Here is a 25,530-nt window from a genome sequence, read left to right on the forward strand (position 1 = left end):
GTGTTTCGTCGTTCGGTAGTGCAGCTCGGAGCCGCAATTCGAACATTCGTAGTGTTCTGTCATTGATAGCGGCAAGGCCCTCGACGTTCATATAATTTTCCCGAGAGTATTAATCATTATATTCAATGCCGAGAAGGAGAGTCGGTCGCGATTCCGGCGCCGGGACCGACAGCCTCTTTCGCGCTCCCCCGCCCATATCGGGTATGACCGACTACTTCGAAGTCCACGAGCGCGACGGGGCCGCTCGCGTGGGCGAACTCCGACTCGAGTCGCCCGTCACGACCCCCGCGCTCGTCGACGACGTCCTCGAGGACGCGGGGTCGCTGTGGAGCGCCGATCGGGAGCTTCCCGAGGGCGACGAGTCGACGCTCACCGTCCTCCCCCACCGGGCGTTCCCCGGCGGCACCGCCGAGGAAGTCCGCGAGTCCTTCGCGGTCGATCACCCGGAGGTCGACTACCCGAGCGTCGCGGTCGTCTCGAGCGAGCGGGTCGAGGAACAGGGTACCGACGCCTACGCCGTTTCCGACGTCCAGTCGATCACGGGCCACGGCGCGGCGCTGGTCGAGGCCGTCGTCAACGTCCGCGAAGCGATTCCGACCGACACCGCCCTCTACTTCTCCGGCGTCGCCACGCCGCGCAACGTCGCCGTGCTGGCCTACGCCGGGGTCGATCTCTTCGACGAAACCGCGGCCGTCGTGAAGGGAACCGAGGGCCGCTATCTCACGACCGACGAGGCGTACTTCCTCGAGGACTTAGAGGAACTCCCCTGCTCGTGTTCGGCCTGCCAGAAACCCCGCGAGGAGTTCACCCGCGAGGACTGCGCCGAGCACAACGTCAACGCCCTCGAGGCCGAACTCGGCATCGTCCGCCGGCGCATCCGCGACGGCCGCCTCCGGGACTACGTCGAGGGACAGGCCCGCCACGACCAGTGGCTCACCGCCGCCGTGCGCGAACTGGACTCGGAGTGGGGCTACCTCGAGGAGCGCACGCCGATCCTCCGGGACGCGGAGATTAACGCCGCGACCGAGGACACCCTCCGCCGCGTCGAGATCCAGCGGTACGCCGACCGCGTGACCACGCGCTACCGAAACCGCTTCCAGAACCCGCTGGTGTTGGTCCCCTGCTCGGCGACGAAACCCTACAGCGAGTCCCAGAGCCACGGCCAGTTCCACGACGTCATCCAGTGGCGCGCCCACCTCGTCTCGATGACCAGCCCCATCGGCGTCGTCCCCCAGGAACTCGAGACGACCTATCCGGCCCAGCACTACGACACCGTCGTCACGGGTCGCTGGTCGGAAGACGAGAAGCAGTTCGTGAGCGAGGTCCTGCGGCGCTACCTCGAGCGCAATGACTACCCCGAGATCATCGCCCACGTCCCCGACGAAGGCTACCGCGATATCGTCTCCCGCGTCGAGGAGGCCCTCGATCTCGACGTCACGTACACCGTCCCCGAGGGCGGCCACCCCACCGACGACGAGTCCCTCTCGAACCTCGGAACGGCGCTGTCGGGCGAACTGAAGTACTCCAAGCGCGAGCGCGAGCACAACACCGTCCGCGCCATCGCGGACTACCTGCTCGGCGACGGCGCCGGCGACGACCTCTTCGACGACATTCAGACGACCAGTCGCTACCCGAAGATCCAGGTCCGCGATAGCGAGGAGACCCAGCTCGCGACGATGGTTCCCCAGTACGGCACGCTCTCCTTTACCCTCGAGGGCGCGAAGCGGTGGGTCGACAGCGACGCCCCGACGAAGCGCGTCGAAATCGACGGCTTCGTCCCCCACGGCAGCGTGCTCGCGCCGGGCGTCGTCGACGCCGACGACGAGATCCGGGTCGGCGACGAGGTCGTCGTCGAGGGGCCGAACGCCTTCGCCGTCGGCCGCGCGGAGATGTTCGGCCGCGAGATGCGCGAGAGCTCCCGCGGGATCGCCTGCGAGGTCCGCCACGTCGAAGAGAAGTAGCGAGCGCGCTCGAGCGATCGTCAGAGCCCGCGTAACGCGATCCGAACCGACGACGGCGGCTCGAGGCGACCCCTCGCGGTCAGGCCGTGAGAACCGTCTCGCAGTCACACTCGTCGGCGACGGTCTCCCGACACGACGGACACCGACAGCCGTTCACGAAACGGTTCACCGATCGGCCGCATTCCGGACACTTCCAGAGTCGAGAGCCGTGCTGTCCCGTCACTGGTCGGTGTGAGTCCAACGGTCCGCATAGTATTTTCCCCGCCTCTCACTGCGAGAGACCAGCCTTGAACAGCCACGAGCGATGGGAAAACGCGGTCGCACGGATTCGTTCGGACGCACTCGAGGTGTCGACCGACGGTTCACGCTCAGTCGCCCTTCCGATTCCGGTCGGCCCACGGACGGAGGATCGCGTGGACGGCCTCGTTCATCGGCGCGTCGACGTCGCAGTCGGCCGCGTGCCGGACGACCGAGCCGTGGAGCGCGTCGAGCTCCATCGGCTTGCCGCGGGTCAGATCGTACTGCAGCGAGGAGTACATCTCCGGGTCCAGTTCCTGTGCGAACTCGAGCCACTCGTCGACGAGGCCGTCCGGGAGGTCGACGCCCTCGGCTCGAGCGACGGAACAGACCTCCTCGAGGAGCCGCCGATACATCGCCCACGAGGCGTTGGTGTCCCGGATCTCGCCGACCGGAAGCCGGGTCGCGGCGGTCATGCCGGCCTGCGCGCAGATGAACGCGAACTTCCGCCACAGTTCGACGCGGACGTCGTCGGCCAGCACCGCGTCGACGCCCTCGCTCTCCGACAGCGCGTCGTCGAGCGCCTCGATCCGCTCCGTTCGCCGCCCGTCGAGTTCGCCGTAGACGAACCGCGCCGGGCCGCCGGTGTGCTCGACGACGCCCGGCTCCCCGATCGTCGAGAAGATGTAGGCCACGCCGCCGACGACGAACTCGTCGCCGATCGCCTCGGCGAGCCACCGTTCGTTGTCGACGCCGTTCTGAAAGGAGACGACGGCCGTCTCCTCGCCGAGCAGCGGCTCGAGGTCGCCGGCGGCGTCGCGCGTATCGTAGGCCTTCACGCAGAACAGCACGTAGTCACAGGGACCGATCTCGCTCGGATCGTCGGTCGCGGGCAGTTCGACCGTCGTCTCCCCGGCGACGCTCTCGAGGCGCAACCCGTCGGCCCGGAGCGCCTCGAGGTGGTCGCCCCGCGCGAGCAGGTGGACCTCGTGGCCCGCGTCGGCGAGTCGCGCGCCGAGGTAGCCGCCGACACCGCCGGCGCCGAACACGGCGAATTTCATACCGACCGTACGGAGAGATCGGTGAAAGGGATTGCGGGCGCGCGAGATCGGACTCGGACTCGAGGCCGGTCAGCGAGGCTCTCCCGGACACTCCTTGAGCAGGTGCTCGCGGTAGGTCGCCGCGGGGACGGACGCCCCGCAGACGTCGCACTCGCGACGGGCGCGGGCGACGTCGACGCTGTCGCCGTCGTCACCGCGGTCGTCGATCCCGTCGGTCTCGTCGGTCACGACCGAGCGTACGCCCGACGGCCACCTCGACCTTTCGGTCGTCGAACTCGTTCCTCCCGCGGAGTGTCTCGATTTCGGACGAATATTCGGCCAGAATGGCGCGAGTAACAAAGGGTGGAACGCCGGTAGTCCGCCGCATGTCCGGGGGTGGACAGATGGCGGTCGGCGTACTGGCGGAACCGTCCCTCTACGAGTGGCAAGTCCGCGCGCTCGAACGACTCCGCCGCGAGCCCGCCGTCGACGTCGAGATTCCGCTCGTCGTCCACAACGCCGCCGGCACGGCGGTCGGGGACGAGTCGTGGGACGGCGGGAAGGACCGCCTCTCGCTCGCGGACGTCGTCGAACTCGTCGAGGTCTTCCGCGAGGAGCGAGCGTGGACGGCCGTCCTCGCGGAGCGCAGTCTCGGGCGGCTGTTCGGCGACGAGCGACCGCTGTGGCACCGACGCGCGACCGAGAGCGTCGACGCGCTCGCCGACGCGGATCACGTCCGGTGTCGGCCGCGGACCGAAGACGGCTGGAACGAACTCCCGCCGGGGATCGTCTCCCGGCTCGCGGACCGCTGCGACGTCGTCGTCCGCTTCGGGTTCGGACTGATCCGCGGCGACGTCCTGACCGCGACGGAACACGGCGTGGTGAGCTTCCATCCGGCGGACATTCGTCGCTATCGCGGGATGGGGCCGCCGGCGATCTTTCACGACGGGCGGGACCGCGCCGGGACGACGCTCCAGCGGCTGGACGAGTCGATCGACGGCGGCGAGATCGTCGCCTACGAGGAGACGAGCGTCGCCGACTGCCGAACGCTCTGGGACGTCTTCGACCGCCTCGCGGCGCTCCAGATCCGTCTCCTGTCCGACGGGATCGAGAAGCTGTCCGATCCGACCGTCACCCCCCGAACGGTTCCCGACGCGGAACTCGGGCCGTTCTATTACCGGGATCGCCGGCGGACGCTCCGCTTCTCGAGCCGCGTCCTCCTGCGGAACCTCGCCGGTCGACTCGAGTCGGTGCGGTCGTCGGACGGACGGACCGATCCGACGACGGAGATACCGAACGAGTGATCGCTCATCCGGTGGCGGTACTCTCGGGGACCGACGGCCGCCGTCGAAACCCCGTCCTCGCCGGTTCCGGGTCGAACGGTCGACAGTCGCAACTACTTTAACGTTTTAGGCAAGCCTAAATCGCATGGAAGGCGATCCGGTTCGGAAGCGCAGCCCGAGACGACCGTCGGCCCCGCCGGCGTGCGAGCCCTCGCTCGACGCGCCCGACAGGGGGACCCAGCCGTCCGCCGATCAGTACCGCCGCCGTCGCGTATGACCGACGCACCCCAGTACCTGCTGGTGATCTATCGCGCGACGCAGGAGACGGACGGCGAGGAACCGGTCGCGCCCGGCCACGTCGCCGAGGAGCTCGACCGGTCGCCGTCGACCGCGACGGAGACCCTCCAGCGGCTCGAGGCACAGGGCTATCTCGAGTACGAGCCGTACGAGGGAGCGACGCTCACCGGCCGCGGGCGGGAGACGGCCGCCGAGCTCCACGAGCGCTACGTCGTCCTGTCGGCGTTCTTTCGGGACGTCCTCGAGCTCCCGGAGCCGCGGCGAGAGGCGATGGAACTCGTGGGAAGCGTCAGTTCGGTCGTCACCGACCGGGTCGCCGAAACGCTGCTCGACGCGGAAGAAGCGGCGGCGGACGAACGGCCGCCGTCCGTCGAGTAGTCGCGGGTCGTCGCGTCGACTGGCCCGTTAGTTCGTCGCCGACTCGAGGACCAGCGTGTCGTCCTCGAGGTAGTGCTCGACGTGGTGGGCGTGTTCCTCGATGGTCACGAGCTGCTCGCGGAGCATCTCGGCGGTCGCGTGGTCGCCTAAGTTCTCGGCGAGCTCGATGTGCTGGCGGTTGCTCTCGATGATGTCGCCCATCATCTCGAGGTCGTTCTCGAGCGACGTCCGGATGTCGTAGACGTCCTCGTCCTCGGGCTCGACGGTGGCCTTCTCGGCCAGCGTCGTCATGTTCGCGTGCGGAACGCCGCCCAGCGCCTGAAGCCGCTCGGCGAGGTAGTCGGCCGCCTCCTCGACGTCCTCGTAGACCTTCTGGAGGAAGACGTGGATATCGAGGAACTCCGCGCCCTCGACGTTCCAGTGGTGCTTGTGGAGCTGGTGGTAGAGGACGTAGGAATCCGCGAGATCGCGGTTCAGCGCCTCGATGATCTGTTCGGCCTTCTCGGGCTCGAGTCTGAGCGCGTTCTCCTCGACGGTGCCGGCCTCCTGCTGAACGGACTTCTGCGTACTCATTACGATCTAGTAGAGAACGCCCACCCACATATAACTTCTCAATATTCTTATAATTTTTCGCCCGACCTAAACTCTCGGTCGCGGTCGGACCGACGGCCGGTACCAGCGCGAGAACCGACGGTTCGACGCTTCCGGCGATTCCACTGATTTCGTTCGCTCGGACGACCGCCTCCGATTCCGAGTACAACGCGTCACGGACGGATCGACCCGATCAACCGAACGCGAAAATCGTCCCGATCGGGGGTTACTGTTCGCCGAGCACCGAATCGAAGAACTTCCGTTCGGCCGTTCGGAGGTGCTGGTTGAACGTCGCCGGCGCGATGCCGAGTCGCTCGGAGATCTCCTCGCCGGTGCTCTCGCGGGGCCAGTCGAAGTAGCCCGCGAAGTAGGCCGTCTCGAGGGCCGCCCGCTGCTTCTCGGTGAGGTCGTCCTCGAGGACCGACGACGAGCCGGAATCGTTGCGGTCGCCGCGCTCGCGGGTCCGCTGGGCGAGGTAGGTGACGTCGTCGCGCTGTTCCTTGATGAGTTCGATCATCTGGCGGGTGTCCCGACCCCGCGGGAGTTCGACGACGAAGCGGAACTCGCCGTCGTCGATGGTCGCCGACTGGACGCGGCCGCCGTGGGTCGCGATCGTCTCGAACAGCGAGACGGCGGCCGGCGCCACGAGTTCGAACTCGAAGGCGTCGCGCCTGACCGCGAGAAAGCGGACGTCGCCGAAGCCGTCGGTCTCGTCGACCGCCTCCTGAAACGCGTCCTGATCGACCTCGTCTGCCGAGCCGTACGCGAGCAGCGTCTCGTCCCCGTGGATCAGCTGCTCGAACGCGATCGTACACTCCTCCTCCGAGGAGAGTCGGATCAGCGGCCGGGCCAGCTCCTCGACGCGGAACTCGAGTTCGATGACGGCGTCGCTGACCAGCGCGTCCTTGCGCTCGATCGCCGTGATCGCGTGGGCGATGACGTCGCCGATCCGGGCGAGGATCGTCGTCTCCGGCCCCTCGAACGCCCGCGGCGACTCGGAGTAGACGTTCAACACGCCGTAGACCAGATCCTCGTGGACGATCGGAACCGCCGCCGAGGAACGGTAGCCGCGCTCGATCGCCTCCTCGCGCCACGGCTCGAACTCCGGATCCGATTGGATGTCGCTCATCACCTGCACCGAGCCGGTTCGAATCGCCGTTCCGGCCGGCCCCTGGCCGGTTGCGTCGTCCTCGGCGACGCTGACGTCGACGGCGTCGAGATAGCCCTCCTCGATGCCCGCCGCCGCTTTCGGAACCACGCGGTCGCTGCCGGGGTTGACGCCGCCGATCCACGCGAACCGGTAGGCGTCGGACTCGGCGAGCCGGTCGCAAACCTGCTGTTCTAAGTCGGCTCGCGTTTCGGTCGTGATCACCGCGTGAGTGATGTCGTGGCCGATCCGGTTGAGCCGGTTGAGCGCCTCGAGTTGCTCGCGCTGGCGCCGGCGTTCGCGCTCCTGTCGGGCCCGTTCGATCGCGTGGTGGATCGTCCGCACCAGCAGCTCGCTGGTCACCTCGTCCTTGACGAGGAAGTCCTGTGCGCCCCGCTGGATCGCCTGGACGCCGACCTGCTGGTCGCGGACGCCGGTCAACACGACGATCGGCGTCGCCCCGCTCTCGTCGTGGACCGTCTCGAGCGTCTGCAGCCCCTCGCTGTCGGGCAGGTTCAGGTCCAGCAAGACGACGTCGATCGGCGACCCCTCGAGCGTCTCGAGGCCGTCCTCGAGCCGGTTCTCGCGGGTGATCTCCGGCGTCCGCCCCGCCGATTCGTCGGAGCTGACCCGCTGGGCGAGCTCCTCGGTGCCGCGGAGCATCTCCTGGATCAGACGCGCGTCGCCGGGGTTGTCCTCGATCAGCAGGATCTCCAGGGTATCGACCTCGGCGGTCGTTCCGTCAGCGTCGGCCCGCGTGTCCGTTCCGCTCATTGGCCCTCACCCTCCGGCGGAAGCCGGACGACGGAGAACCAGAACTTCTCGAACGCCCGGACCGTCTCGATGAAGTCGTCCGGATCGACCGGCTTCGTCAGGTAGGCGTTGGCGTGGAGCTCGTAGGATCTGACGACGTCCTCCTCGGCCCGGGAGCTCGTCAGGACGATCACCGGAATCGATCGCAGTTCGGAATCCCCCTTGAGCTCCTCGAGGACGTCCTCGCCGTCCTTCCGCGGGAGGTTGAGGTCGAGCAGGATGAGATCCGGTCGCGGCGCGTCCTCGTACTCGCCGCGCTGGTAGAGAAACTCCAGCGCTTCGTTGCCGTCCGAAACGACGTGGAGGTCGTTCTCGATGCGGCCCTGTTTGAACGCTTCTTCGGTCAGTCGGACGTCACCCGGATTGTCCTCGACTAACAGGATCTGTGCTGGCTCCGGTTTGAACTGTCTCGAATCACTCATGGTCGGTCGTGGTTGCAGTCGCGGTGTCGGTCTCGGACGGCGCCGGCACGGTCCCGGTTCCGGTTCCTCGGACGCCTCGCCGCCGTGGAGTCGCTCGAATACCTGAAAGCGGCGATCTGTATCCGCCGGATCGATCCCGATCCCCCGATCGCGAACTGAAATCGTCCACTCTTGTCCACGTTTATCCGCGAACACAGATATACGTAGGGTCTGCCGACCGGCGTCCGCACTCGCGTCGGCACGCGGGTACCGGACCTCCTGGCGGAGCCGGTCCGAATCGCCGGCGACAGCCACAGTAGAAGCGAATCGGGGTCGGACGACTCGAGCGTTCGCTGGCCGAGTTCGGCGACCGCCTCCGGCCGGCGGACGCGAGACCGGAACTGGCCCGTCGGCTGGTCTGAACACCCCATGCGAGTAGTGCAGTACAAGTCGATTGCCGGGCATAAATGTGGCGCGTACACTCACCGGTCGTGACGTGTCGTCGCGACGAACGCCCTCGAACGTGAACCCAGCCGCTACTCGCGGCCGACCGCGTCGTCGCCGACGAGCCGGTAGGTCCGCCCGCGGCGCTCGCCGACGGCCTCGATCAGGTCGTAGTGGACCATCTTCGTCAGGTAGTTGCGCAGCGTCCGCTCGGTCTTGGGGTCGTCGACCCGCCGTTCGTACTCGTCGTAGAGGTCGCCCGGATCGATCTCGCCGGCCTCGGCGATGACGTCGTACAGCACCCGCTGGTGTTCGATCAGCCCCTCGACGGTCTCGCGCCGGATCGCCGTCCGCGCGTCCGGGATCGCCGCCTCGAGGACGTCGTCGGTCACCGACTCGAGTCCCCGTCGGCTCGCCCGACGGGCGGCCGACCGGAGGATGCCGATCCCCACGCGGGCGTCGCCCGACGCGGCGTCGGCGATCGTCCGCAGCTGGCCGTCGCTCACGGCGCCGGGCTCGAGGGCCTTCTCCGCCCGTTCGGCCAGGATCGCGGCCAGTTCGTCCGTCCCGTAGCGGTCGAACCGGACGCGGGTCCCCGCCCGCAGCCGCGAGCGGACCCGGTCGTCGAAGCTCGCGAACAGCTCCTCCTCGCGGTTGGCGATCAACACCAGCGAGACGTGCCCCAGCCGGTGGAGGTCGTAGAGCGCGGCCGTCTCCTCGAGCTGGTCGACCTCGTCTAAAATAACCACCACGGGCCGGGCGTCCGTCTCACGCAACCGATCGAACAGTTCGTCCTTCGGTGTCGAGCGGTGGATGTCGACGGTTCGGCCGACCGCCTCGAGGACGCCGTAGAGCACTCGAAACCGGGTGTACTCCTGCCAACAGTTGACGTAGGCGACGTCGATCGACGGCTCCTGCTCGCGCAACTGGCCCAGGGCGTACCTGGCGATACAGGTCTTCCCGACGCCGGTGGGACCGAACAGGAACGCGGGGTCGGCCCGCCGATCGGACAGCAGCGGCTCCAGGGACTCCGAGAGGAGGTTCACCTCGTCGTGGCGGTGGACCACCTCGCTGGGGACGAAATCCTCGCGCAGGACGCGACCGTCGACGATCACACCGACCCGGTTACACGTCGGCTGTTGTAAACGGTACCGTCCCGATTCCGAAACTTCCGAAACGATCTCGGATTCTGTATCGCCGCATGTGATTTATCGTGGCTGTTTTAGCTCGTTACGGGCCGATAACTACTGACTCGAGCGGCGCTGATTCGGGGAGTCCATCGGACGGTACGGTCGCTCGCGGGTGCGAACGCGGTCGTTCGACGGACGCGAGTCCCGCCGACCGACGGACGTGAACCCGTCCGTCCGATAGCAGTGCCCATCGACCGGCCGATCCGAGCGAGAAGCGGTCGGTCCAACGCGCTCGAAGTCGGCCGCCGACCGAGCCAGCGAACGTCGCCGATCCGTCCATCACTCGAGACGGCTACCGGCAGTTCGGCGACCGACTCGATCGCGCGGTGATCGATACGCGACCGGTCGCCGATCCGCGGTCGCCGGACCGATCGTCTGGCACCGAACCGTGAACCGGTGGATCACGGCCGACAGCGCTCGGTTCGGGAACCGCCGGCGAGCGCCGGTCGATTCGACCCTCGAACCCCTGATCTCGAGGCGGTAGAACGGTACTCGAGAGTAGAACACCCGATATCGCGTCTCGCGCACTCGTCGGACCGAAGCGATGGGGCTGCCGGGCAGCCAGTTCCGTCGGAACGCCCATAGCGTCATAATTATAACCCGATCTCGCTTCTCCAGTCGATCGGTCGATCGGTGACCGCCCAGGAACTGGTCGACAGCGTGGCTCGGACGATCGGTCGCGTCCGCTTGCACAGTCGGCGACGCTGTCTGCCCGTCGGCGAGCGGTATGGACCTGATTCCCGCGTTCCACGTTCGATACCGCATCCTGCATCGATTCCAACCGGTACACCGGTGAAATCGCCCCCGTATGGTCGGGAGACGAGAACCGCGAGCTGCCGTGGCGAGGGAATCGACTCGAGAACCCGTTCGCAGTCCGTTCTTTCCGAGTCTGCGGTGAGTCGCCGCGAGTGAATCCACAGCCTACCAGCACCCGATAAATCACATAGTACGATATAGAATATCGCTTCCGACGGTACCGATCAGCGACTCGTGGCCGAACTACTGCCGGCGGTTTCAGCAGCCTCGGTTCGGTCACTCGAGACGAAACCCGGTCGGCCCCGCCGCGAACGGGGACCAACGCCGCTCCGTGGCCGGATCCAACGAACAATTAGCGGTCCGCGGCCGCGAGGAACGACGGATTTCGATCGGCGTCACGGCCGATTGCGGAGCGATACGCCGTCCATAATAATACCGCCCGTCGGTGGTTGTGGGGGTATGAGCGCCCAGCCGCGGATGTCGCCCGAGGATCTCGACGACGAACTGGAACGGACGGTCTACGAGTACGTCGAACGAAACGGGGCCGTCGAACCGGCCGAACTGGCGCGCGCGATCCGCATCGAATCGGGAACGACCCACTCGAAACCGGCCCGATCCGGCACCTACACCGAATCGGTCTGTCCGCCCGCCGAGGACCTCGAGTCCTGCATCGAGAGACTCACGGACCGAGGATACCTGACCGAATCCGACGGCAAGGTCCGCCTCGCGCTCGGCGGAACGGCGACCGAACTGGTCCTCGAGGACGCCACCGTCACGGTTCGACCGGCGCGGGAGGAAGACCGCGAGGGGATCGTCGAGACGATGCGCGAGGTCGCCGACGAGGGCCCCTACATCGTCGCCGAGAACGTCGCGACGCGACTCGAGCGCGACTCGGCGCTCGTGCGGGCCAACGAGGAGCGCTCGCGGGTCTGTTTCGTCGCGAGTCTCGAGTCGGCGGCCGACGAGGCGACCGACGAATCGGACGACGACGCCGCGGAGCCCGAATCAGACGTCGTCGGCTGGCTCCACGTCGACGCCCACGAATTGCCGTCGCTTTCCCACACCGCCGAACTCACCCTCGGCGTCGCGCCCGAGTTCCGCCGCAAGGGGATCGGCTCGAGCCTCCTCGAGTACGGTCTCGAGTGGGCCGACGACGCCGGGTACCGGAAGTGCTACCAGAACCTGCCGGCGACCAACGAGACCGCCATCGAGTTCCTCGAGGAGAACGGCTGGCAGCGCGAGGGCGTCCACGAGGAGCAGTACCGCATCGACGACGAGTACGTCGACGAAGTGATGCTGGCGGCGTGGCCGTAGGCGGCGCCGCGCGACCGTAGTTTCTTGCCGACCGCGTTCCATACTCGCGGTATGGACGAGATCTCACTCGGTGTGCCGAAACCGGTCCTCGAACGACTACCCGAAGACGACGAGACCGCCGCGGCGGACATGCAGGAGGCCGTCGCCGGCTGGGAACAACGGTTGAATCGAGCGATCGAAGAGGCCGACGACGACCGCGAGGCGGCCGGTCGCGTCCTCGAGGCGATCGAGCGCTTCGAGGAGCGCCGTAGCACCTACGACGACCTCGTGCCGGAGCTGCGCGCGTGGGGGCAGTCGCCGATCTACGCGATCGCGTGGCGGACGCTGTACGCCGACGTCATCGCCCAGCTCTACGACCACGACGACCTCGCCGACCACCTCGAGCGCGAGCGCAACGCCCGGCTGGTCGAGGACGGCATTCGACTCCAGGATCTGTAGCGGGCGCCGGCAGCCGCCGGCGATCGGCTCCTTCGAGGCGCTCGTTCCGGAGTGCTATATATTCCTCCGGGAGCGGAATTCACGGTCGTCGACGGATACCGTCGCCGGATCGCCGGGAGCCACAACGATTTTGCGCTCGCCCGAGACTAGTGGACTATCCGTGGCCTCGACCGACGACCGCGACGCCGCCGACGCGATCGATCTGACGACGCGCGTGCGCCGTCGCGTTCTCCCGACGCTTCACCGCATCAAGGAACCGTTCGGCGGGTTCGCCCAGTGTCTCCAACACCCCGACGAGTACGTCGGAACGATCCCGTACGGTCTCGAGACGTTCCGGGCGGACCTCGAGGCGATGGCGTTCGAACCGGAACCGATCGCCTCCCTGAAGATCCACCGCGACGGCCGGCTGTCGGCCGGTAGCTGGGCCCGGCGGCGATCGCCGCTGGCGACGTGGCAACTCCACGTCGCGCTGTTTCAGGACGGCGCCGACGCCGTCGACGTGTTCGCCCACCGCGAGTACTCGTGGCTGCGCCACCCGTACAGACACTACACCTGCGAGGGGTGGGATACCGAGGGCGGCGTCGAGCGGGTGCGATCGCTGCTCGCGGACCACGACGTGACGTTCCGGATCGATCGCCGACGAGCCGGCACCACCGACTCCGTCGCGGCCGACGATTGACGACGAGTCGCGAGCGAAGACTCGTTGCTCGAGCGGCGTTGGCACTTTCACAACGGCTTTGACCGGCGGCGGTGGAGCGTCGAGCGATGGCGAAGACGAACGTCGTCGCCGCGTTCACCGACCTCTACCGACCGACGGTCAACGGCGTCACCTACACGGTCGCGCTGTGGCGCGAGCGATGGGGCCGCCGTCGGGGATCGATGGCGATCGTCTTCCCCGAGATGGCCGGGTACGAACCCGGCGACGGGGAGTACGCGCTCCCGAGCGTCGGCGCGCCGCTGTACCCGCGCTACCGCCTCGGAGTGCCGGTGGCTCCCGACGGACTCGACACGCCCGACATCGTCCACGTCCACACGCCGTTCACGGTCGGGTTCGCGGGCGTCCGGTTCGCCCGCGAGCGCGACGTCCCCGTCGTCGCCACCTACCACACGCTCCTCGAGGACCGCGTGAGCCAGCACGTCTCCGACGGGGCGGTCGAGCCGCTCAAGCGCGTTTGCCGCGCCTACGAGCGGGCGTTCTTCGAGCGCGTCGATCACGTGACCGTGCCGACGGCGTTCGCCCGGTGGCACCTGCTCGAGCGCGTCGGTGCGGACGTCGACGCGACGATCGTCTCGAACGGTATCGACGTCGACTTCTTCCGGCCGGTCGAGGCGACGCCCCTTCGAGAGCGCTACGGCCTCTCGGGCGAGGGACCGCTGCTGGGCTACACGGGCCGGCACGGTCCCGAAAAGAACCTCGAGGAGGCGATCGACGCCGTCGACGGCACCGACTGGACGCTCGTCATCGCCGGCGACGGACCCGCCCGCGACGACCTCGAGGCTCGCGCCGCGGCGACCGACGCCGACGTCCGGTTTTTGGGCTTCCTCGAGCGCGAAGAGCTGCCGGCGTTCTACTCGGCGCTCGACGCGTTCGTCTTCCCGAGTCCGGTCGAGACGCAGGGGCTGGTCGCGCTCGAGGCGACCGCCTGCGGGACGCCGGTCGTCGCCGCCGACGCCGGGGCGTTAGCGGACGGCGTCATCGAGGGCGAGATCGGCTACCGGTACGCGCCCGGCGACCGCGAGGCGTTTCGGTGGGCGATCCGTCGGACGCTGGCCGAACGCGAGCGGCTCTCGGACCTCTGTCGGCGCCGTCGAGACATGCTCGCGGTCGATCACTCGCTCGACCAGTTGGCGGGGCTGTACGACGCGATTCGCGACGATTAACGGAATCGCGTCGGCCGGGCCGCCGCAGGCGGCGTGTGAATACAGACCAAGGCTTCAAATCCGCGCGGTCGATAGGAAACGGTATGGAGTTTGCAGTTTCGCGGGTCGGGACGACCCGCGTCACCCTCCACGGGGGAAGCGACACGACCGCCTGCGACGACGCGACCGAACAACTGGCCGAGAGCCTCGAGCGCCTCGCGGCCGAGGGAACCATCGCCGACTGGGAGATCGCCGACGCCGAGGTGTACGAGCATCCGACCGCGCCCTTCGATCCGTACACGATCGTCCTCGAGTTCTCCGTGACCGTCGTCGTCGACGCCGAGGACGCCGACGCGGCGACGGAGCGCGGCGCCGGCGCGATCGACGACGCGCTCGAAACCGCCGATTTCGGCGCCGTCAGCTACACGTCTTCGGCGGCGGCCTCGGCCGCCTGATCGATCCGCGAGCCGGTCGGCGACGGGAGCCACCCGAACTTATGCGATTCCGCGACCATCCATAGATATGGAGCTCGAATTGCGGTTTTTCGCGACCTTTCGAGAGGCCGTCGGCGAGAAGGAACGGGCCGAAACGTTCGACGACGACGCCGCGGTCGGCGACGTGCTGGCCGCCCTCGAGGCCGAGTACGCGGGTCTCGAGGGGCAGTTGCTCGAGGAAGGCGAGTCGGGACGGGCGATCAGGCCGCAGTTGAGCGTGCTGAAAAACGGCCGCGACGTGACCCACATGGCCGGCCCGGAGACGCCCCTCGAGGACGGCGATAGACTCTCGGTGTTCCCGCCGGTCGCGGGCGGGTAGCGGTATCGCGTCCGTCAGTACCGTTCGCCGACTCCTGGCGACGCTGGTCGTCAGTCACCCCCGAATCGGTTTCCGGGGTTCTATCGAGTCGGTCCGGGATCGCACACGCTGTCTACCTGTTAGATCGGCTGTAATACGTAATTCCGACACTTGCAGTCTCACGCGACTCTTCTTTCGGCGGTGGTAGCGGAGACGCCACTCGAGTCTTCAAACACATGTCTGATACACTCACTCGCGACGATCGTTCCCGGCGCGTACGCGACTCGATCGTCGTTCCGGCCGTCTCCGTTCCGAGTTCCGACTGCTGTCTCCGCTCGCTGTCGCCGGCCGGCGTTCGCACGATCGTCGTCTCCGAGGAGCCGACGGCGAAGTCGTTCTGCTCGAGACACTGCGACGAAGCCGTGCTGGTTCCAGATCCGGCGGCCGACCTCGAGGGGTACGCGACGGCCCTGCTCGCGCTCGCTCGGCGCGAGGACGTTCGGACCGTCGTTCCCGCCCGCGAGCCCGACGCGTTCGTTCTCTCGAAGTACCGAGACGCGTTCGCCGAGCACGTCGCGACGCCGTGGCCGACCCTCGAGACGCTCCGCCGCGTTCACGATCGGGTTCGGCTGGCCGAGGCGGCCGAGGCCGCCGGCGTCCCGGTTCCCGAGACGCGGCCGCTCGAGGCGGTCGACGCGATCGCTCGGCCGTCGGTCGTCAAGTCCCGGTACAACCTTCTCGTCGACGAGTACGTCGAGTCGGTTCCGCCGGGGCGAGTGCGGCGGAGCAAGACCGTCGAACACCTGCGGCCGGGCGCGGCGGTGGAGCCGGCGTCGCTGCGCGAGACGTTCGGCCACGATCCGATCGTCCAGGAGTTCGTGCCGATCGACGAGGAGTACATGGTCGGCGCCCTCTACGAGCGCGGCGAGCCCGTTGCGACGGTCCAGCACAGACAGTTCCGCGGGACGTCCTACGCCGGCGGCGGCGGGGTCTACCGCGAATCGGTCCACAGCGACGCCCTCGAGGACGCCGCGCTGTCGCTGCTCGACGAACTCGAGTGGCACGGCCTCGCCTGCATCGAGTACATGCGCCACCCCGAGACGGGCGAGTTCTACCTCACGGAGATCAACCCTCGCCTATGGACTTCGCTCGCCGCGAACGCGCGGATGGGCGCCGACTTCCCGCGGTACTACTGGCGGATGGCGACCGACCGCGCCGACGAGATCGACGCCGGCTACGACGTCGGCGTCGGCTGTCACTACCTCAAGGGCGAACTGGCCCACGTCCTGAGTCACTTCCACGACGACTCCGAACTCGTCGATCGCCCGTCGATCGCGGACACGCTTCGGGCGATCGCCCGCTCCTGTTACGAGCAGCCCAATTTCGATCTCCTGAGTCGCGACGATCCCTGGCCCTTCGTCCAGGACGTCCTCGCCGAACTCGACCGGGGCGTCCTCGAGGGGATCGGGCCGGCCGACCTCGGCTATCGCGCCAGCGGCGCCGAGCAACCGGTCGACTGGCGCGAAGCGGCGCCCGCCGACGCGGTGGCGGACGCGAACGCCGACGTGCACGCGTCGTCGACGCGAGACGAACGGCCGCCGCTGCGCGAGTCGGTCGAAGAGCGGCGCTCCCCGTGAGCGGGTCGACGCCGAGGCAAGCGGGAACAAGCCGCAACCCGACGCCGGTTCCGAGAACGTTTAGGCGGTGATCCGCTGAGAGTGAAATAGAACGGCGCGATGGGGACGAACACAGAATCGGACGCGGCCGCTCCGAGCACCGCGAGCGACGCGATCGGCGACGACGGACCGGGTTCGGATCCGGAGAGCGTCACGTTCGACTGGGAGGGGCTGCGAGCCGGCTTTCTGGCCTGTCTGCCGGTCGCCGTCGGCGTCGGCGGCTACGGGGTCGCGTTCGGCGTCCTCGCGAATCGGGCGGGGCTGAGCCTCGCGGAGGCGGCGCTGATGAGCATGACCGTCTTCGCGGGCGCCTCCCAGATCATCGCCGTCGAACTCTGGGCGGATCCGATCCCGATCGCGGCGATCGTCGCCACGACGTTCGCGGTCAACGTGCGCTACTCCCTGATGGGCGCGGCGCTGCAGCCGTGGTTTCGCCACCTCTCGCCGAGCCAGATCTACTCGAGTCTCGTGTTGATGGCCGACGAGAACTGGGCGCTATCGATGCAGGAGTTCGCGTCGGGGAGCGATCGCGGCGCCTTCCTGCTGGGCAGCGGCGTCGCGCTCTGGCTGTGCTGGGTCGCGTCGACGGTTCTGGGCGTCCTCGCCGGCGAGTCCGTCGGCGATCCGGCGCAGTACGGCGTCGACTTCATCCTCACGGCCGTCTTCGTCGCGCTCGCCGTCGAGCTCTGGGACGGCCGGTCGACGCTGGCGCCGTGGCTCGTCGCGCTGGCCACGAGCGTCCTCGCCGCGACCGTCCTCCCGGGGCAGTGGTACATCCCCCTGGGCGGGTTCGCCGCGGCCGTCGTCGAGGTGGTGAGACACGATGGTTGACGTCCTCTCGCTGGATCCGCTGGTCGTCGGCGTCATCCTCGCGATGACCGTCGTCACCGTCGTCGCGAAGGTCGGCGGCACCTGGCTCGTCCGCCACGTCGAGGTGAGCGAGCGCCTGCAGGCGGGACTGGACGTCCTGCCGGGCGCGATCGTGATCGCCGTTCTCGGCCCGGAGCTGGCGGCCGGCGGGCCGGCCGAGTGGGGCGCGGCCGCACTCGTGCTGGCGGTAATGTGGCGAACCGAGAGCATCATCCTCGCGCTGGTGACCGGCGTCGTCGCCGTGGTGTCGCTGCGGACGCTGCTCTGATCGTCGCGGGCCGGCACGCGGTGCTGCCGCCACGCTCGAGTTTATCCGATCGGCCGCCGTATCGACGACCATGGCAACGCGCGTCGAACGCTCCTTTCGCGGCATCTCCGAACGACTGGCGATCCGGTACCTGACGAACCTCGGCGGCGAGCGGGTCGACGACGACACCGTCGCGGGCGAGGACTGGACGGCCACCCTCTCCTCCGAGAAAGTCGGAATCGGCCCGTCGCTGCAACTGACGGAGGTGACCGTCGTCTTCGAGGGCGACGAGGACCGCCTCGACTCGCTCGTCGAGAAGTTCGCCCAGAAGGCGATGCGCGCGGGTGGCTGATGTCGGGCGAGCCGATCGAGGGCCAGATCCTCGTGCTCACGGCGGCGAAGGCGAGCGTCGCGCCGACGCGGCTGCCGGACCTCGTCGACCGCGCGCAGCGCCGTCTGGCGGCCGACCGCGAGCGCTACCGACGGGAGTACGAGCGCGTCCACGCGGACGACCTGCGCGAGGCGTTTCTGGTCGAGTGGGGCCACTGGGAAGCGGTAGGCGAGGAGCTCGGCATGACCGACCGCGAGCGGTCGGCCGTCCGTCGCGCACACGAGGAGCAACTGCTGCGGATCGGACGCCGAACCGACCGCGAGGAGACGTTCGAGACGGCCCTCGAGATTCGGGAACCGGTCTGTATCGGGACGAACGGCGCGGACGCGAACGGAGGCGAACCGAACGGCGCGGCCGACGACGGACCGTAACGCCGCCCTGTCGATGCCGGCTCAAACCGGCGGTCGACACCGATGGCAACTATAAAGAGCGTGTTCGCCCTTGCTCAATGCACTGAGACGATGGCTATCGATCAGGAGACCGACATGGCCGACGCGGAGATCGACGACTTCCTCGGCGACCACGAGACGGGGGTGTTATCGCTCGCGCGAACCGACGACCCCTACGCGATTCCGATCTCGTACGGGTACGACGACGACGAGCGCGTGTTCTATATGCGGCTGGTGTCGACGCCGGAGAGCGAGAAGCGGGCGTTCCTCGAGTCCTCGCCGGCGGCGCGGCTCGTCGTCTACGACGAGCGGGACTCGACCTATCGGAGCGTCATCGCGACGGGGCAGTTAGAGGACATTTCGCCGTCGGAGCTGACGCCGGACCAGATCGCCCAGTACGGCGAGGCGAAGCGACCGCTGTTCGAAATCTGGGCGCAGGGTAAGGAAGAGCTGGATATCGAACTCTACCGACTCGATCCGGACAGCCTCGAGGGACGGCGAACCGAAGTCGATCGCGAGGAGTAACGTCGGTCGGTAGGGGCCATCGGTACGGGAGCGATCGAGCGTTCAGTTCGTCTGTTGCTCGGCGGCGAAGTCCGCGGTCGTGACGTCGGCACCGCAGACCGGACACCCGTGTTCGAGCGTGGCCTCGCGCATCTCCTCGTTGACCTCGATCGCTTGGCCGCATTCCGGACAGGTAAATTCGTATCTGCTCATGAGATGGGCGTAGTCCGTGTGTCTCGTGGGTCGTCTACGTTCATAGCTGTGCGTCCACTATATATAGGGTTGCGGTTCGACGCCGACCCGCAGTAGGTCCCGAAGCGTTTTTGCATCATGAGTGGCCGGTCGGTGCGATCAGTCGTCGTACTCGAGGATCGCGTCGAGGAGTTTCGTTTGCGCGGCCGCGAGGTGTTCGGTGAACGTCGTGCTCGTGATCCCGAGTTCCTCGGCGACCTCGCCCGCGTTGGCTCGCTTCGGGTGCTCGAAGTAGCCCATCCGGTGGGCCGTCTCGAGGACCTCGAGCTGGCGGGCGGTCAGGGTGCTCCGGTCGACGAAGACGAGGTTCCGCTCGTCGTGGTCCTGCTGGGACTGCAACAGGCGCTGGACGTCGAGGTTCGAGTACCGCTCCTTGAGATCGCCGATGATCGCCTGTAAGCCGTGCATATCCGACGCGTGGAAGGTCAGATACAGCGACGCCCCCTTCGTGCGGACGTCGACCAGCGGCGAGTCGTGGCGTTCGATACACTCGCAGGGACAGCCCCGCCCCAGCTCGCGGCCGAACCGATACACCTCGCTCGAGCCGTAAGAGAAGACGGGTTCGATGTCGACGTCGGCGTCCACGTCGAACCGGCTGGGATACTCCTCCGCCTCGAGCATGAACTCCTCGGTCACGCGCTCGGGCGCGTCCGGATTCGCGCTCTTCGAAACGGAGAGGACGCGACCGCTCGCCGCCGCCGAAGCCGCCGTGACGACGCAGCCGGCCGGATCGTCTATTTTGATCTCCGCTCGAATCCCCGAAGGCATAGCTACTGCTGAGGGAGCCGGCCTCGTAAACCCTGTGTCCCGTCTCGCTCGCCGGCGACACCCGCCGTTTCGAGGGTCGTGCTGGTAGATACCACGGAACCCGCCACTCGTCCCCGCGAGAAACCAGCTCGATAGCACGCCACACGCCTGTTTTCGCAGCCGCATATAAAGGGCCCAGATTTAGTGGGACTCATTTGGAGGGGGTCGGGCCGATAGTAGGGAGTGAAGACGATGTCCGCTACGAACTCTACCACGAAGCGAGGATGGCCCGCAACCGACGACGCGATCGACGCAGGCGCCGTGCTCGGCGCGCTCGACGACGACGCCTGCCGAGCCATCCTCGAGGCGACGAGCGAGGAGTCGCTGACCGCGACGGAACTGTCCGAGCAGTGTGACATCCCGATGTCGACGGCCTACCGGAAGGTCGAGAAGCTAACGGAGGCCGAACTGGTCGAGGAGCGCGTCCGGATCAACACCTCCGGCAAGCACGCGACCGAGTACCGCAAGTCATTCGACGACGTGCACGTCTCGATCGACGACGGGGAGGTCGCGATCGAGCTGACGAAGCCGGAAGCCGAATCCGACGCCGGCGCGAACTACGCCGTCGCCGACGACTGAGCGTCCCCGACGTGACCGGACGAGCCGCTGGGAACACCACTGCTCGGATCACGTCGTAGCGGACGTCCCGACGGCCCGCGAATCGATCTTTTGAACTACCCGATGTGATCGGTAGCGACGGCTCGACGGCTCAATCGGCCGCGTGTTCGGACTCGTCCTCGAGCGGGAGCAACCGGTCCGGCGCGACCGAGAGCACGGCGTCCGGCGCGCGCTCGAGGAGCCGCTGGGCGACGCTGACGAGCGGTTTTCGCACGAACGTGTAGCCCACTGAAATAGCGAGGAGGACGAGCGCGGCCGTCCGAATCGGTCCTTCGAAGACCAGGAGAGCGGGAACCGAGAGCATGCTTGCGAGGAGGAGGTCCTCCGGCGCGCCGTCGTAGCGGATCCACCGGCGGGGTGCGAGCCAGCGATCGTGGTAGTGGCTGTAGACCGCCCGCTCGGAGGTCGCCCGCCACGGTTTTAGCTCGAGGCCGCCGCCGAACCGATCGCTCGCGGAGTGCAGTCCGGCGGCCAGCAGGAAGACGGCGAGGCCGACGGTCGCGGCGGTCGGGACGAGGACGGCGGCGAGACTCGCGGGAACCGCGAGCGCGCCGTAGTAGACGGGGAAGTGGAGCGTCTTCCGGTGGCCCGCGTAGAGGTCGAAGTCGGGGAACAGCCCCCCGAGGATCGCCGCGCTCGCGACGACGACCGCGAACTGCGGCGCGACGACGGCGACGGCGGCGGCGAGCGCGAGCCCCGCGAAGACGTGGGTCGTAGCCATCATGGTAGCCCGCCGTAGGACGGGCGCGGGGATACGTTCGTCGGCGCTCGCGCTTCTAGTAGTCGACTACTGATTCGACAGTTCACCGTTGCGATAGCGCGCTGTTGGCCGTCCGAGCGAATCGGTTGAGGAGGGTGTGGAGATCCCTGTTGCCACGGTGGGCAGGACGGCCTCCCATCTTCACGAGGAACTCGAGCGGGGCCGTACTCGAGGTTAGTCCACGGCAGCGTCAATCGGCGGCTCGGCCAACAGATAGCCGCCGAAGGCCAGCAGCCACAGCATCGGCGGGGAGACGATCAGCCGCTCGGCGCCGCCGTGACCGATCGGGCCGAAGACCGCAGGAGCGCCGGCGTCGCCGACCGCCATCACCGCCACGAAGGCGATTCCGACGAGTCCGGCGAGGACCGAGATCCCTTTCATCGGGCCGGCGACGCGAGTCCCGCTGGCGATCGCCTCGAGGTTGAACCCGAGGAAGGCCGCGAGCGCGAACAGCCCGTGGAGGTCCCCGTCGTCGAGCGGGACGACGCCCGCGCCGATCGCCCCGACGGCGGCGAGGACGTAGACGGCCAGAATCCACCGCGTCCCGTGGGCCCGGTAGAAGAGGTAGCCGCCGACGAGGTTCAGCGCGCCGGCGGCGACCAGCGACGCGTCGAACAGCGGCGCCGCCTCGTCGATCGCGCCGAGATCGCTGAGCGCCCCCTGCGCGAAGTCGGAGCCGGGTGCCGTCGACGCGGCGAGCACGCTGACGGTCACGAACTGGGCCGCGAGCGCGACGAACACGAGTCCGGTGAGCCACTGGTTGTCGCCCCGCGGCTCGTGGACCCTGATATCGGACCGTTCGATCGCCATGTGTGCCGTTCCACTCGCGCCGGTTTGATACTGGGGGCTAACGACGTGAACGTTGCGAGCGTCCGCTCGCTGTGTGAGTTGGGCGCCTTCGGCGAACCCGAGGTGGAAAACGTTCGGTGACTGGACTAACCACGCTATCCGAAGTCCGCGGAAGAAACCGGTCGGGAGACGCCGAACTCAGTCGTCGCCCGGTGCCGCAGCGCCGCTGTCGCCCGCCGAGACGCCCGTTCCGGGGCCGATGTCGATGCCGAGGTCGTCGAGTTTCTCGTCGGGGACGACGCCGTCGACCCAACCGCGGTGGTCGTAGTACTCCTCCTTCATCTCCTCGAGTTCGCAGTACTCGCCCTCCGAGGCGCCCTGACCGTGGATCCCGTCCTCGAGGAAGCGCTCGGGCAGCGAGTCGTCGCTGCCGTCGAAGCCCACGAGGTTGTTGTAGTACCGCTCCAAGTTGTAGATCCGTTCCCCGGCCTCGAGCAGTTCGTCTTCGGTGACGTCGAGACCGGTCATCCCGTTGTACTGGGTGACGTACTCCTCGATGCCCTCCGCGAAGGCGTTGAACTTGCAGATGTCGAACGAGTCGCTGATGGCGTGGAGGTCCTGGAACTGGGCGGTGAGTTCGCCCTTGCCCTCCCACTCGTAGGGGTCGACCTTCTCGGGGATGCCCAGAATCTCCGCAGCAGGGGTGTAGCCCCGCAGGTGGCAGGCCCCCCGGTTCGAGGTGGCGTAGCCGATGCCCATCCCTTTCAGACAGCGCGGGTCGTAGGCGGCGATGGTCTCGCCCTTGACGTCCAGTCGGCAGTCGTGAGCGTCGAACCGCTCGGCCGCGCCCTCCGCGCCCTCGGCGAGCCCGTCAGCGAGGTCGCCGTCGCGGTGGGCGATCTTCTCGATCAGCTCGACCATCTGTTCGGTGTCGCCCCAGTTGACGTCCTCGTCGACGTACCCCTTCTCGCTCATCTCCATGGCCATCGCGAGCATGTTGCCCGTGTCGATGGTGTCCATCCCGAAGTCGTTACAGCGGTCGATCATGAGGGCGATCTGGTCCCGGTCGTCGTTGGCGGAGTTCGTCCCGAGCGCCCAGGCGGACTCGTACTCGTAGGACTCCATCCGGACGTTCAGCTCCTCGCCCTTGTGCATCACGTCGACTTCGACCTCCTTCTTGCAGGCGACCGGACAGGAGTGACAGGTGGGTTCGTCGACGAGGATGTTCTCGCGGACGTTCTCGCCGCTGATCCGATCGGCATCGAGGTCGTGCGGTCGATCGGCCTCGCTCTCGTTGTAGGCGTTCCCCGAGGTGTAGACCCCGTTCTTCGTCGGATGACCGTCCATCTCCTCGGTGATGTTCATCAGGACGTTGGTCCCGTACATCGAGAGGCCGCCCTCGTTCGGTGCGGTGACCTCCGACTCCTGGATGGCCTGCATGGCCTGCTGGTGGCCCTCCATGAACGTCTCCTTGTCAGCGGGTTTGGGCATCTTCGTCCCGGACTTGACGACGACCGCCTTGAGGTTCTTCGAGCCGGCGACGCAGCCGGTGCCGCCGCGGCCGGAGGCCCGGTCGTCCTCGTTCATGATGTTCCCGAAGCGAACGAGGTTCTCGCCCGCGGGACCGATCGCCATGATCGAGAGGTTCTTGCCGAAGGCCCCCTCGACTTCCTCTTCGATTATATCGCGGGTCTCGTGAACGCCCGTCCCCCAGAGGTGGGAGGCGTCCCGGAGTTCGACCTCGCCGTCCTCGACGAAGGCGTATACCGGCTCGTCGGCCTGTCCCTCGAACAGCAGGCCGTCGAAGCCGGCCCACTTCAGCCGGGCGCCCGACCAGCCGCCGTGGTGGCTGTCCGTGACGGTGCCCGTCAGCGGCGATTTCGTGCAGATGGCGATCCGACCGCTCATCGTCACCTGCGTCCCCGACAGCGGGCCGTTCATGAAGGCCAGCAGGTTATCGGGCCCGAGCGGATCGACGTCGGGACCCTGTTCGAAGACGTACTTCACGCCGAGGCCGCGCGCCCCGATATACTTCTCCGCGTCTTCGTCGTCGATCGACTCGTAGTTCACCTCCCCATCGCTCAGATCGATACGTGCGACGTTGTCTTGGAATCCACCGAGTTCAGTCATCGTCGTTCACACTCGGTCTCTTCCCCCTGGAGTGTGTTAGTTGTTGCCACACATTCGTTACGAACGACCGAAAGTCGTGGAACGAGCAACAACGATCGGTTCCGAAATCAGACGCGATATTCGTTGAAACAAGTGAAAGACGGCGCCTCGAGTCGATGCAGACGGGAGTCGAGCGGGGGTCTTTTTTCGCCGTTCGGCGCGTAGTCGTCGGCGGTGAGTCACGGTGATCGACGTCCCCGACGCGTTCGCGCGACTCGAGCGACCGGAGTACACCGGCGAGAATCGGTGTCTCCCGTGCACGGTAGTGAACGTCGCGATCGCGTTCGTTCTCGCGGCCGGAATCGGCGTCGCGGGCTCCGCGCTCGTCGGCGCGCTCGCGTTCGCGTGCTGTCTGCTCCTCGTCTACCTCCGGGGCTATCTGATTCCGGGCACGCCGACGCTCACGCGGCGCTACCTCCCCGACCGGGTCCTCTCGTGGTTCGGCAAAGCCGACGCCCCGGAGCCCGAACGACGGCCGACGATCGAGACGGCCGACCTCGAGGCCGCCGTCGAGACCCTCTCGACGGCCGACGTAGTGCGCTCGACGGCGAACGGTGACGGGCTCCGCCTGACCGACGACTTCCGGGAGCGATGGACCGACCGCCTCCCGGCCGGCGGCGCGGTGGAATCGCTCGCGGACGCCGTTGCACCCCTCGTCGACGCCGACGAGATCGACTCGCACGGCGAGGCCGCCGTCGAACTCGACGGGACGAAGCGGCTCCGCTGGGAATCGGACGCGGCGCTCGCGGCCGACGTCGCCGCGGACCGAGAGCTCCGGACCCGCCTGGACGGCTGGGAGACGCTCGAGCCGGCGGATCGCCGCGACGTGCTCGCGGGGCTGCGACTCCTCCGGGAGCGCTGTCCCGCCTGCGACGGGCGTCTCGAGACGCGCCGCGAGCGCGTCGAACACTGCTGCCGACGGCCGCGAGTGGCCCTCGAGACCGACTGCGAGACCTGCGGGCGATCGATCGCCGCGCTCGCCGTCGGCGAGTCGAATCCGCTCCTCGAGTGGGTGCCGGCGGAGGACGCCGTCGCGTGACCGCCGGCGGCGACCCGGATCGGTTCCGACTCGAGAGGCGACTGATCTCGAGTGCCCGAGCTGACGGCGAGGAGCGA

At 67.7% G+C, this 25,530-nt stretch carries 28 protein-coding genes; 17 read left to right on the forward strand and 11 right to left on the reverse strand.

Features of this window, described 5'->3' with window-relative positions; translation table 11 throughout:
* The first annotated feature begins 203 nt into the window (after positions 1-203).
* Positions 204-1,961 (forward strand): archaeosine synthase subunit alpha, encoded by a 1,758-nt coding sequence (arcS, locus tag HTZ84_RS13610; protein ID WP_174681179.1) that lies wholly within the window; start codon positions 204-206, stop codon positions 1,959-1,961.
* 368 nt (positions 1,962-2,329) lie between these two features.
* Here the strand turns inward: arcS and HTZ84_RS13615 are convergent, their stop codons facing one another.
* Both HTZ84_RS13615 and HTZ84_RS13620 read right to left on the reverse strand, forming a co-directional pair.
* Entirely contained in the window at positions 2,330-3,259 is a 930-nt protein-coding gene (locus HTZ84_RS13615) for a 2-dehydropantoate 2-reductase (protein ID WP_174681180.1), read from the reverse strand.
* Between the two features lie 69 nt (positions 3,260-3,328).
* A complete protein-coding gene (locus HTZ84_RS13620) occupies positions 3,329-3,487 on the reverse strand; it encodes a hypothetical protein (RefSeq protein ID WP_174678792.1) in 159 nt (52 codons plus the stop codon).
* 137 nt (positions 3,488-3,624) lie between these two features.
* On the opposite strand from HTZ84_RS13620, the gene HTZ84_RS13625 reads away from it, so the two are divergent.
* Together HTZ84_RS13625 and HTZ84_RS13630 are read left to right on the forward strand one after the other, a co-directional pair.
* On the forward strand, positions 3,625-4,542 hold the full coding sequence (locus HTZ84_RS13625; protein ID WP_254611755.1) for a formyltransferase family protein: 918 nt from the start codon (positions 3,625-3,627) through the stop codon (positions 4,540-4,542).
* Between the two features lie 252 nt (positions 4,543-4,794).
* The gene (locus tag HTZ84_RS13630) at positions 4,795-5,196 is read left to right on the forward strand and encodes a metal-dependent transcriptional regulator (protein WP_174681181.1); all 402 of its coding nucleotides are present in this window, start codon (positions 4,795-4,797) and stop codon (positions 5,194-5,196) included.
* 27 nt (positions 5,197-5,223) lie between these two features.
* On the opposite strand, the gene dpsA is transcribed toward HTZ84_RS13630, so the two are convergent.
* The 4 genes from dpsA to HTZ84_RS13650 all read right to left on the reverse strand — a co-directional run bounded on the left by dpsA (position 5,224) and on the right by HTZ84_RS13650 (position 9,707).
* Positions 5,224-5,769 (reverse strand): DNA starvation/stationary phase protection protein DpsA, encoded by a 546-nt coding sequence (gene dpsA / locus HTZ84_RS13635; protein WP_174681182.1) that lies wholly within the window; start codon positions 5,767-5,769, stop codon positions 5,224-5,226.
* A 244-nt stretch (positions 5,770-6,013) separates the two neighbouring features.
* Positions 6,014-7,708, reverse strand: a complete 1,695-nt coding sequence (locus HTZ84_RS13640) for a bacterio-opsin activator domain-containing protein (RefSeq protein WP_174681183.1) — start codon at positions 7,706-7,708, stop codon at positions 6,014-6,016.
* Positions 7,705-8,169 carry a response regulator gene (locus HTZ84_RS13645; RefSeq protein ID WP_008896088.1) on the reverse strand — a complete coding sequence of 155 codons (465 nt, stop codon included), beginning with the start codon at positions 8,167-8,169 and terminating at the stop codon, positions 7,705-7,707. The genes HTZ84_RS13640 and HTZ84_RS13645 overlap by 4 nt, the downstream gene beginning before the upstream one ends.
* Before the next feature lie 515 nt (positions 8,170-8,684).
* Positions 8,685-9,707 carry a Cdc6/Cdc18 family protein gene (locus tag HTZ84_RS13650; protein ID WP_174681184.1) on the reverse strand — a complete coding sequence of 341 codons (1,023 nt, stop codon included), beginning with the start codon at positions 9,705-9,707 and terminating at the stop codon, positions 8,685-8,687.
* Between the two features lie 1,290 nt (positions 9,708-10,997).
* On the opposite strand from HTZ84_RS13650, the gene HTZ84_RS13655 reads away from it, so the two are divergent.
* The 12 genes from HTZ84_RS13655 (at position 10,998) to HTZ84_RS13710 (ending at position 19,040) form a co-directional block, all read left to right on the forward strand.
* A complete protein-coding gene (locus tag HTZ84_RS13655) occupies positions 10,998-11,852 on the forward strand; it encodes a GNAT family N-acetyltransferase (RefSeq protein ID WP_174681185.1) in 855 nt (284 codons plus the stop codon).
* Between the two features lie 51 nt (positions 11,853-11,903).
* Entirely contained in the window at positions 11,904-12,290 is a 387-nt protein-coding gene (locus tag HTZ84_RS13660; RefSeq protein WP_174681186.1) for a hypothetical protein, read from the forward strand.
* Between the two features lie 160 nt (positions 12,291-12,450).
* Positions 12,451-12,969 carry a hypothetical protein gene (locus HTZ84_RS13665; protein WP_174681187.1) on the forward strand — a complete coding sequence of 173 codons (519 nt, stop codon included), beginning with the start codon at positions 12,451-12,453 and terminating at the stop codon, positions 12,967-12,969.
* A gap of 86 nt (positions 12,970-13,055) precedes the next feature.
* Positions 13,056-14,171, forward strand: coding sequence for a glycosyltransferase (locus HTZ84_RS13670; RefSeq protein WP_174681188.1), 1,116 nt, complete (start codon positions 13,056-13,058; stop codon positions 14,169-14,171).
* Positions 14,172-14,254: 83 nt separating this feature from the next.
* Positions 14,255-14,605, forward strand: a complete 351-nt coding sequence (locus HTZ84_RS13675) for a hypothetical protein (RefSeq protein ID WP_174681189.1) — start codon at positions 14,255-14,257, stop codon at positions 14,603-14,605.
* Between the two features lie 67 nt (positions 14,606-14,672).
* Positions 14,673-14,963 carry a ubiquitin-like small modifier protein 1 gene (locus HTZ84_RS13680; protein WP_174681190.1) on the forward strand — a complete coding sequence of 97 codons (291 nt, stop codon included), beginning with the start codon at positions 14,673-14,675 and terminating at the stop codon, positions 14,961-14,963.
* Positions 14,964-15,178: 215 nt separating this feature from the next.
* Positions 15,179-16,579, forward strand: coding sequence for a carboxylate--amine ligase (locus HTZ84_RS13685; protein WP_174681191.1), 1,401 nt, complete (start codon positions 15,179-15,181; stop codon positions 16,577-16,579).
* 99 nt (positions 16,580-16,678) lie between these two features.
* Positions 16,679-17,449 carry an AzlC family ABC transporter permease gene (locus HTZ84_RS13690; protein ID WP_174681192.1) on the forward strand — a complete coding sequence of 257 codons (771 nt, stop codon included), beginning with the start codon at positions 16,679-16,681 and terminating at the stop codon, positions 17,447-17,449.
* Positions 17,442-17,756 carry an AzlD family protein gene (locus HTZ84_RS13695; protein ID WP_174681193.1) on the forward strand — a complete coding sequence of 105 codons (315 nt, stop codon included), beginning with the start codon at positions 17,442-17,444 and terminating at the stop codon, positions 17,754-17,756. The genes HTZ84_RS13690 and HTZ84_RS13695 overlap by 8 nt, the downstream gene beginning before the upstream one ends.
* 70 nt (positions 17,757-17,826) lie before the next feature.
* Positions 17,827-18,087 (forward strand): hypothetical protein, encoded by a 261-nt coding sequence (locus HTZ84_RS13700; protein WP_174681194.1) that lies wholly within the window; start codon positions 17,827-17,829, stop codon positions 18,085-18,087.
* Positions 18,087-18,497, forward strand: a complete 411-nt coding sequence (locus tag HTZ84_RS13705) for a hypothetical protein (protein ID WP_174681195.1) — start codon at positions 18,087-18,089, stop codon at positions 18,495-18,497. Before HTZ84_RS13700 ends, HTZ84_RS13705 begins: the two co-directional genes overlap by 1 nt.
* A gap of 90 nt (positions 18,498-18,587) precedes the next feature.
* Positions 18,588-19,040 carry a pyridoxamine 5'-phosphate oxidase family protein gene (locus HTZ84_RS13710; protein WP_126662742.1) on the forward strand — a complete coding sequence of 151 codons (453 nt, stop codon included), beginning with the start codon at positions 18,588-18,590 and terminating at the stop codon, positions 19,038-19,040.
* 42 nt (positions 19,041-19,082) lie between these two features.
* Here the strand turns inward: HTZ84_RS13710 and HTZ84_RS13715 are convergent, their stop codons facing one another.
* Both HTZ84_RS13715 and HTZ84_RS13720 read right to left on the reverse strand, forming a co-directional pair.
* The gene (locus tag HTZ84_RS13715; RefSeq protein ID WP_008896073.1) at positions 19,083-19,232 is read right to left on the reverse strand and encodes a DUF7560 family zinc ribbon protein; all 150 of its coding nucleotides are present in this window, start codon (positions 19,230-19,232) and stop codon (positions 19,083-19,085) included.
* 138 nt (positions 19,233-19,370) lie between these two features.
* The gene (locus HTZ84_RS13720; RefSeq protein ID WP_174681196.1) at positions 19,371-20,039 is read right to left on the reverse strand and encodes a helix-turn-helix domain-containing protein; all 669 of its coding nucleotides are present in this window, start codon (positions 20,037-20,039) and stop codon (positions 19,371-19,373) included.
* A gap of 231 nt (positions 20,040-20,270) precedes the next feature.
* Here HTZ84_RS13720 and HTZ84_RS13725 point away from each other — a divergent pair, with 231 nt between their 5' ends.
* Positions 20,271-20,657, forward strand: a complete 387-nt coding sequence (locus HTZ84_RS13725; RefSeq protein ID WP_174681197.1) for an ArsR/SmtB family transcription factor — start codon at positions 20,271-20,273, stop codon at positions 20,655-20,657.
* 130 nt (positions 20,658-20,787) lie between these two features.
* Here HTZ84_RS13725 and HTZ84_RS13730 read toward each other — a convergent pair whose 3' ends face one another.
* The 3 genes from HTZ84_RS13730 to HTZ84_RS13740 form a co-directional block, all read right to left on the reverse strand.
* A complete protein-coding gene (locus HTZ84_RS13730; protein ID WP_174681198.1) occupies positions 20,788-21,420 on the reverse strand; it encodes a metal-dependent hydrolase in 633 nt (210 codons plus the stop codon).
* 210 nt (positions 21,421-21,630) lie between these two features.
* Complete coding sequence (locus tag HTZ84_RS13735; RefSeq protein ID WP_174681199.1) at positions 21,631-22,266, reverse strand: DUF998 domain-containing protein; 636 nt, start codon at positions 22,264-22,266, stop codon at positions 21,631-21,633.
* A gap of 177 nt (positions 22,267-22,443) precedes the next feature.
* Complete coding sequence (locus HTZ84_RS13740; protein ID WP_174681200.1) at positions 22,444-24,375, reverse strand: aldehyde ferredoxin oxidoreductase family protein; 1,932 nt, start codon at positions 24,373-24,375, stop codon at positions 22,444-22,446.
* Positions 24,376-24,598: 223 nt separating this feature from the next.
* Here HTZ84_RS13740 and HTZ84_RS13745 point away from each other — a divergent pair, with 223 nt between their 5' ends.
* A complete protein-coding gene (locus HTZ84_RS13745) occupies positions 24,599-25,453 on the forward strand; it encodes a hypothetical protein (protein WP_174681201.1) in 855 nt (284 codons plus the stop codon).
* The last annotated feature ends 77 nt before the right edge of the window (positions 25,454-25,530 follow it).

Origin of the sequence: Haloterrigena gelatinilytica (assembly GCF_013342145.1) — an archaeon.
Lineage (GTDB): Archaea > Halobacteriota > Halobacteria > Halobacteriales > Natrialbaceae > Haloterrigena > Haloterrigena gelatinilytica.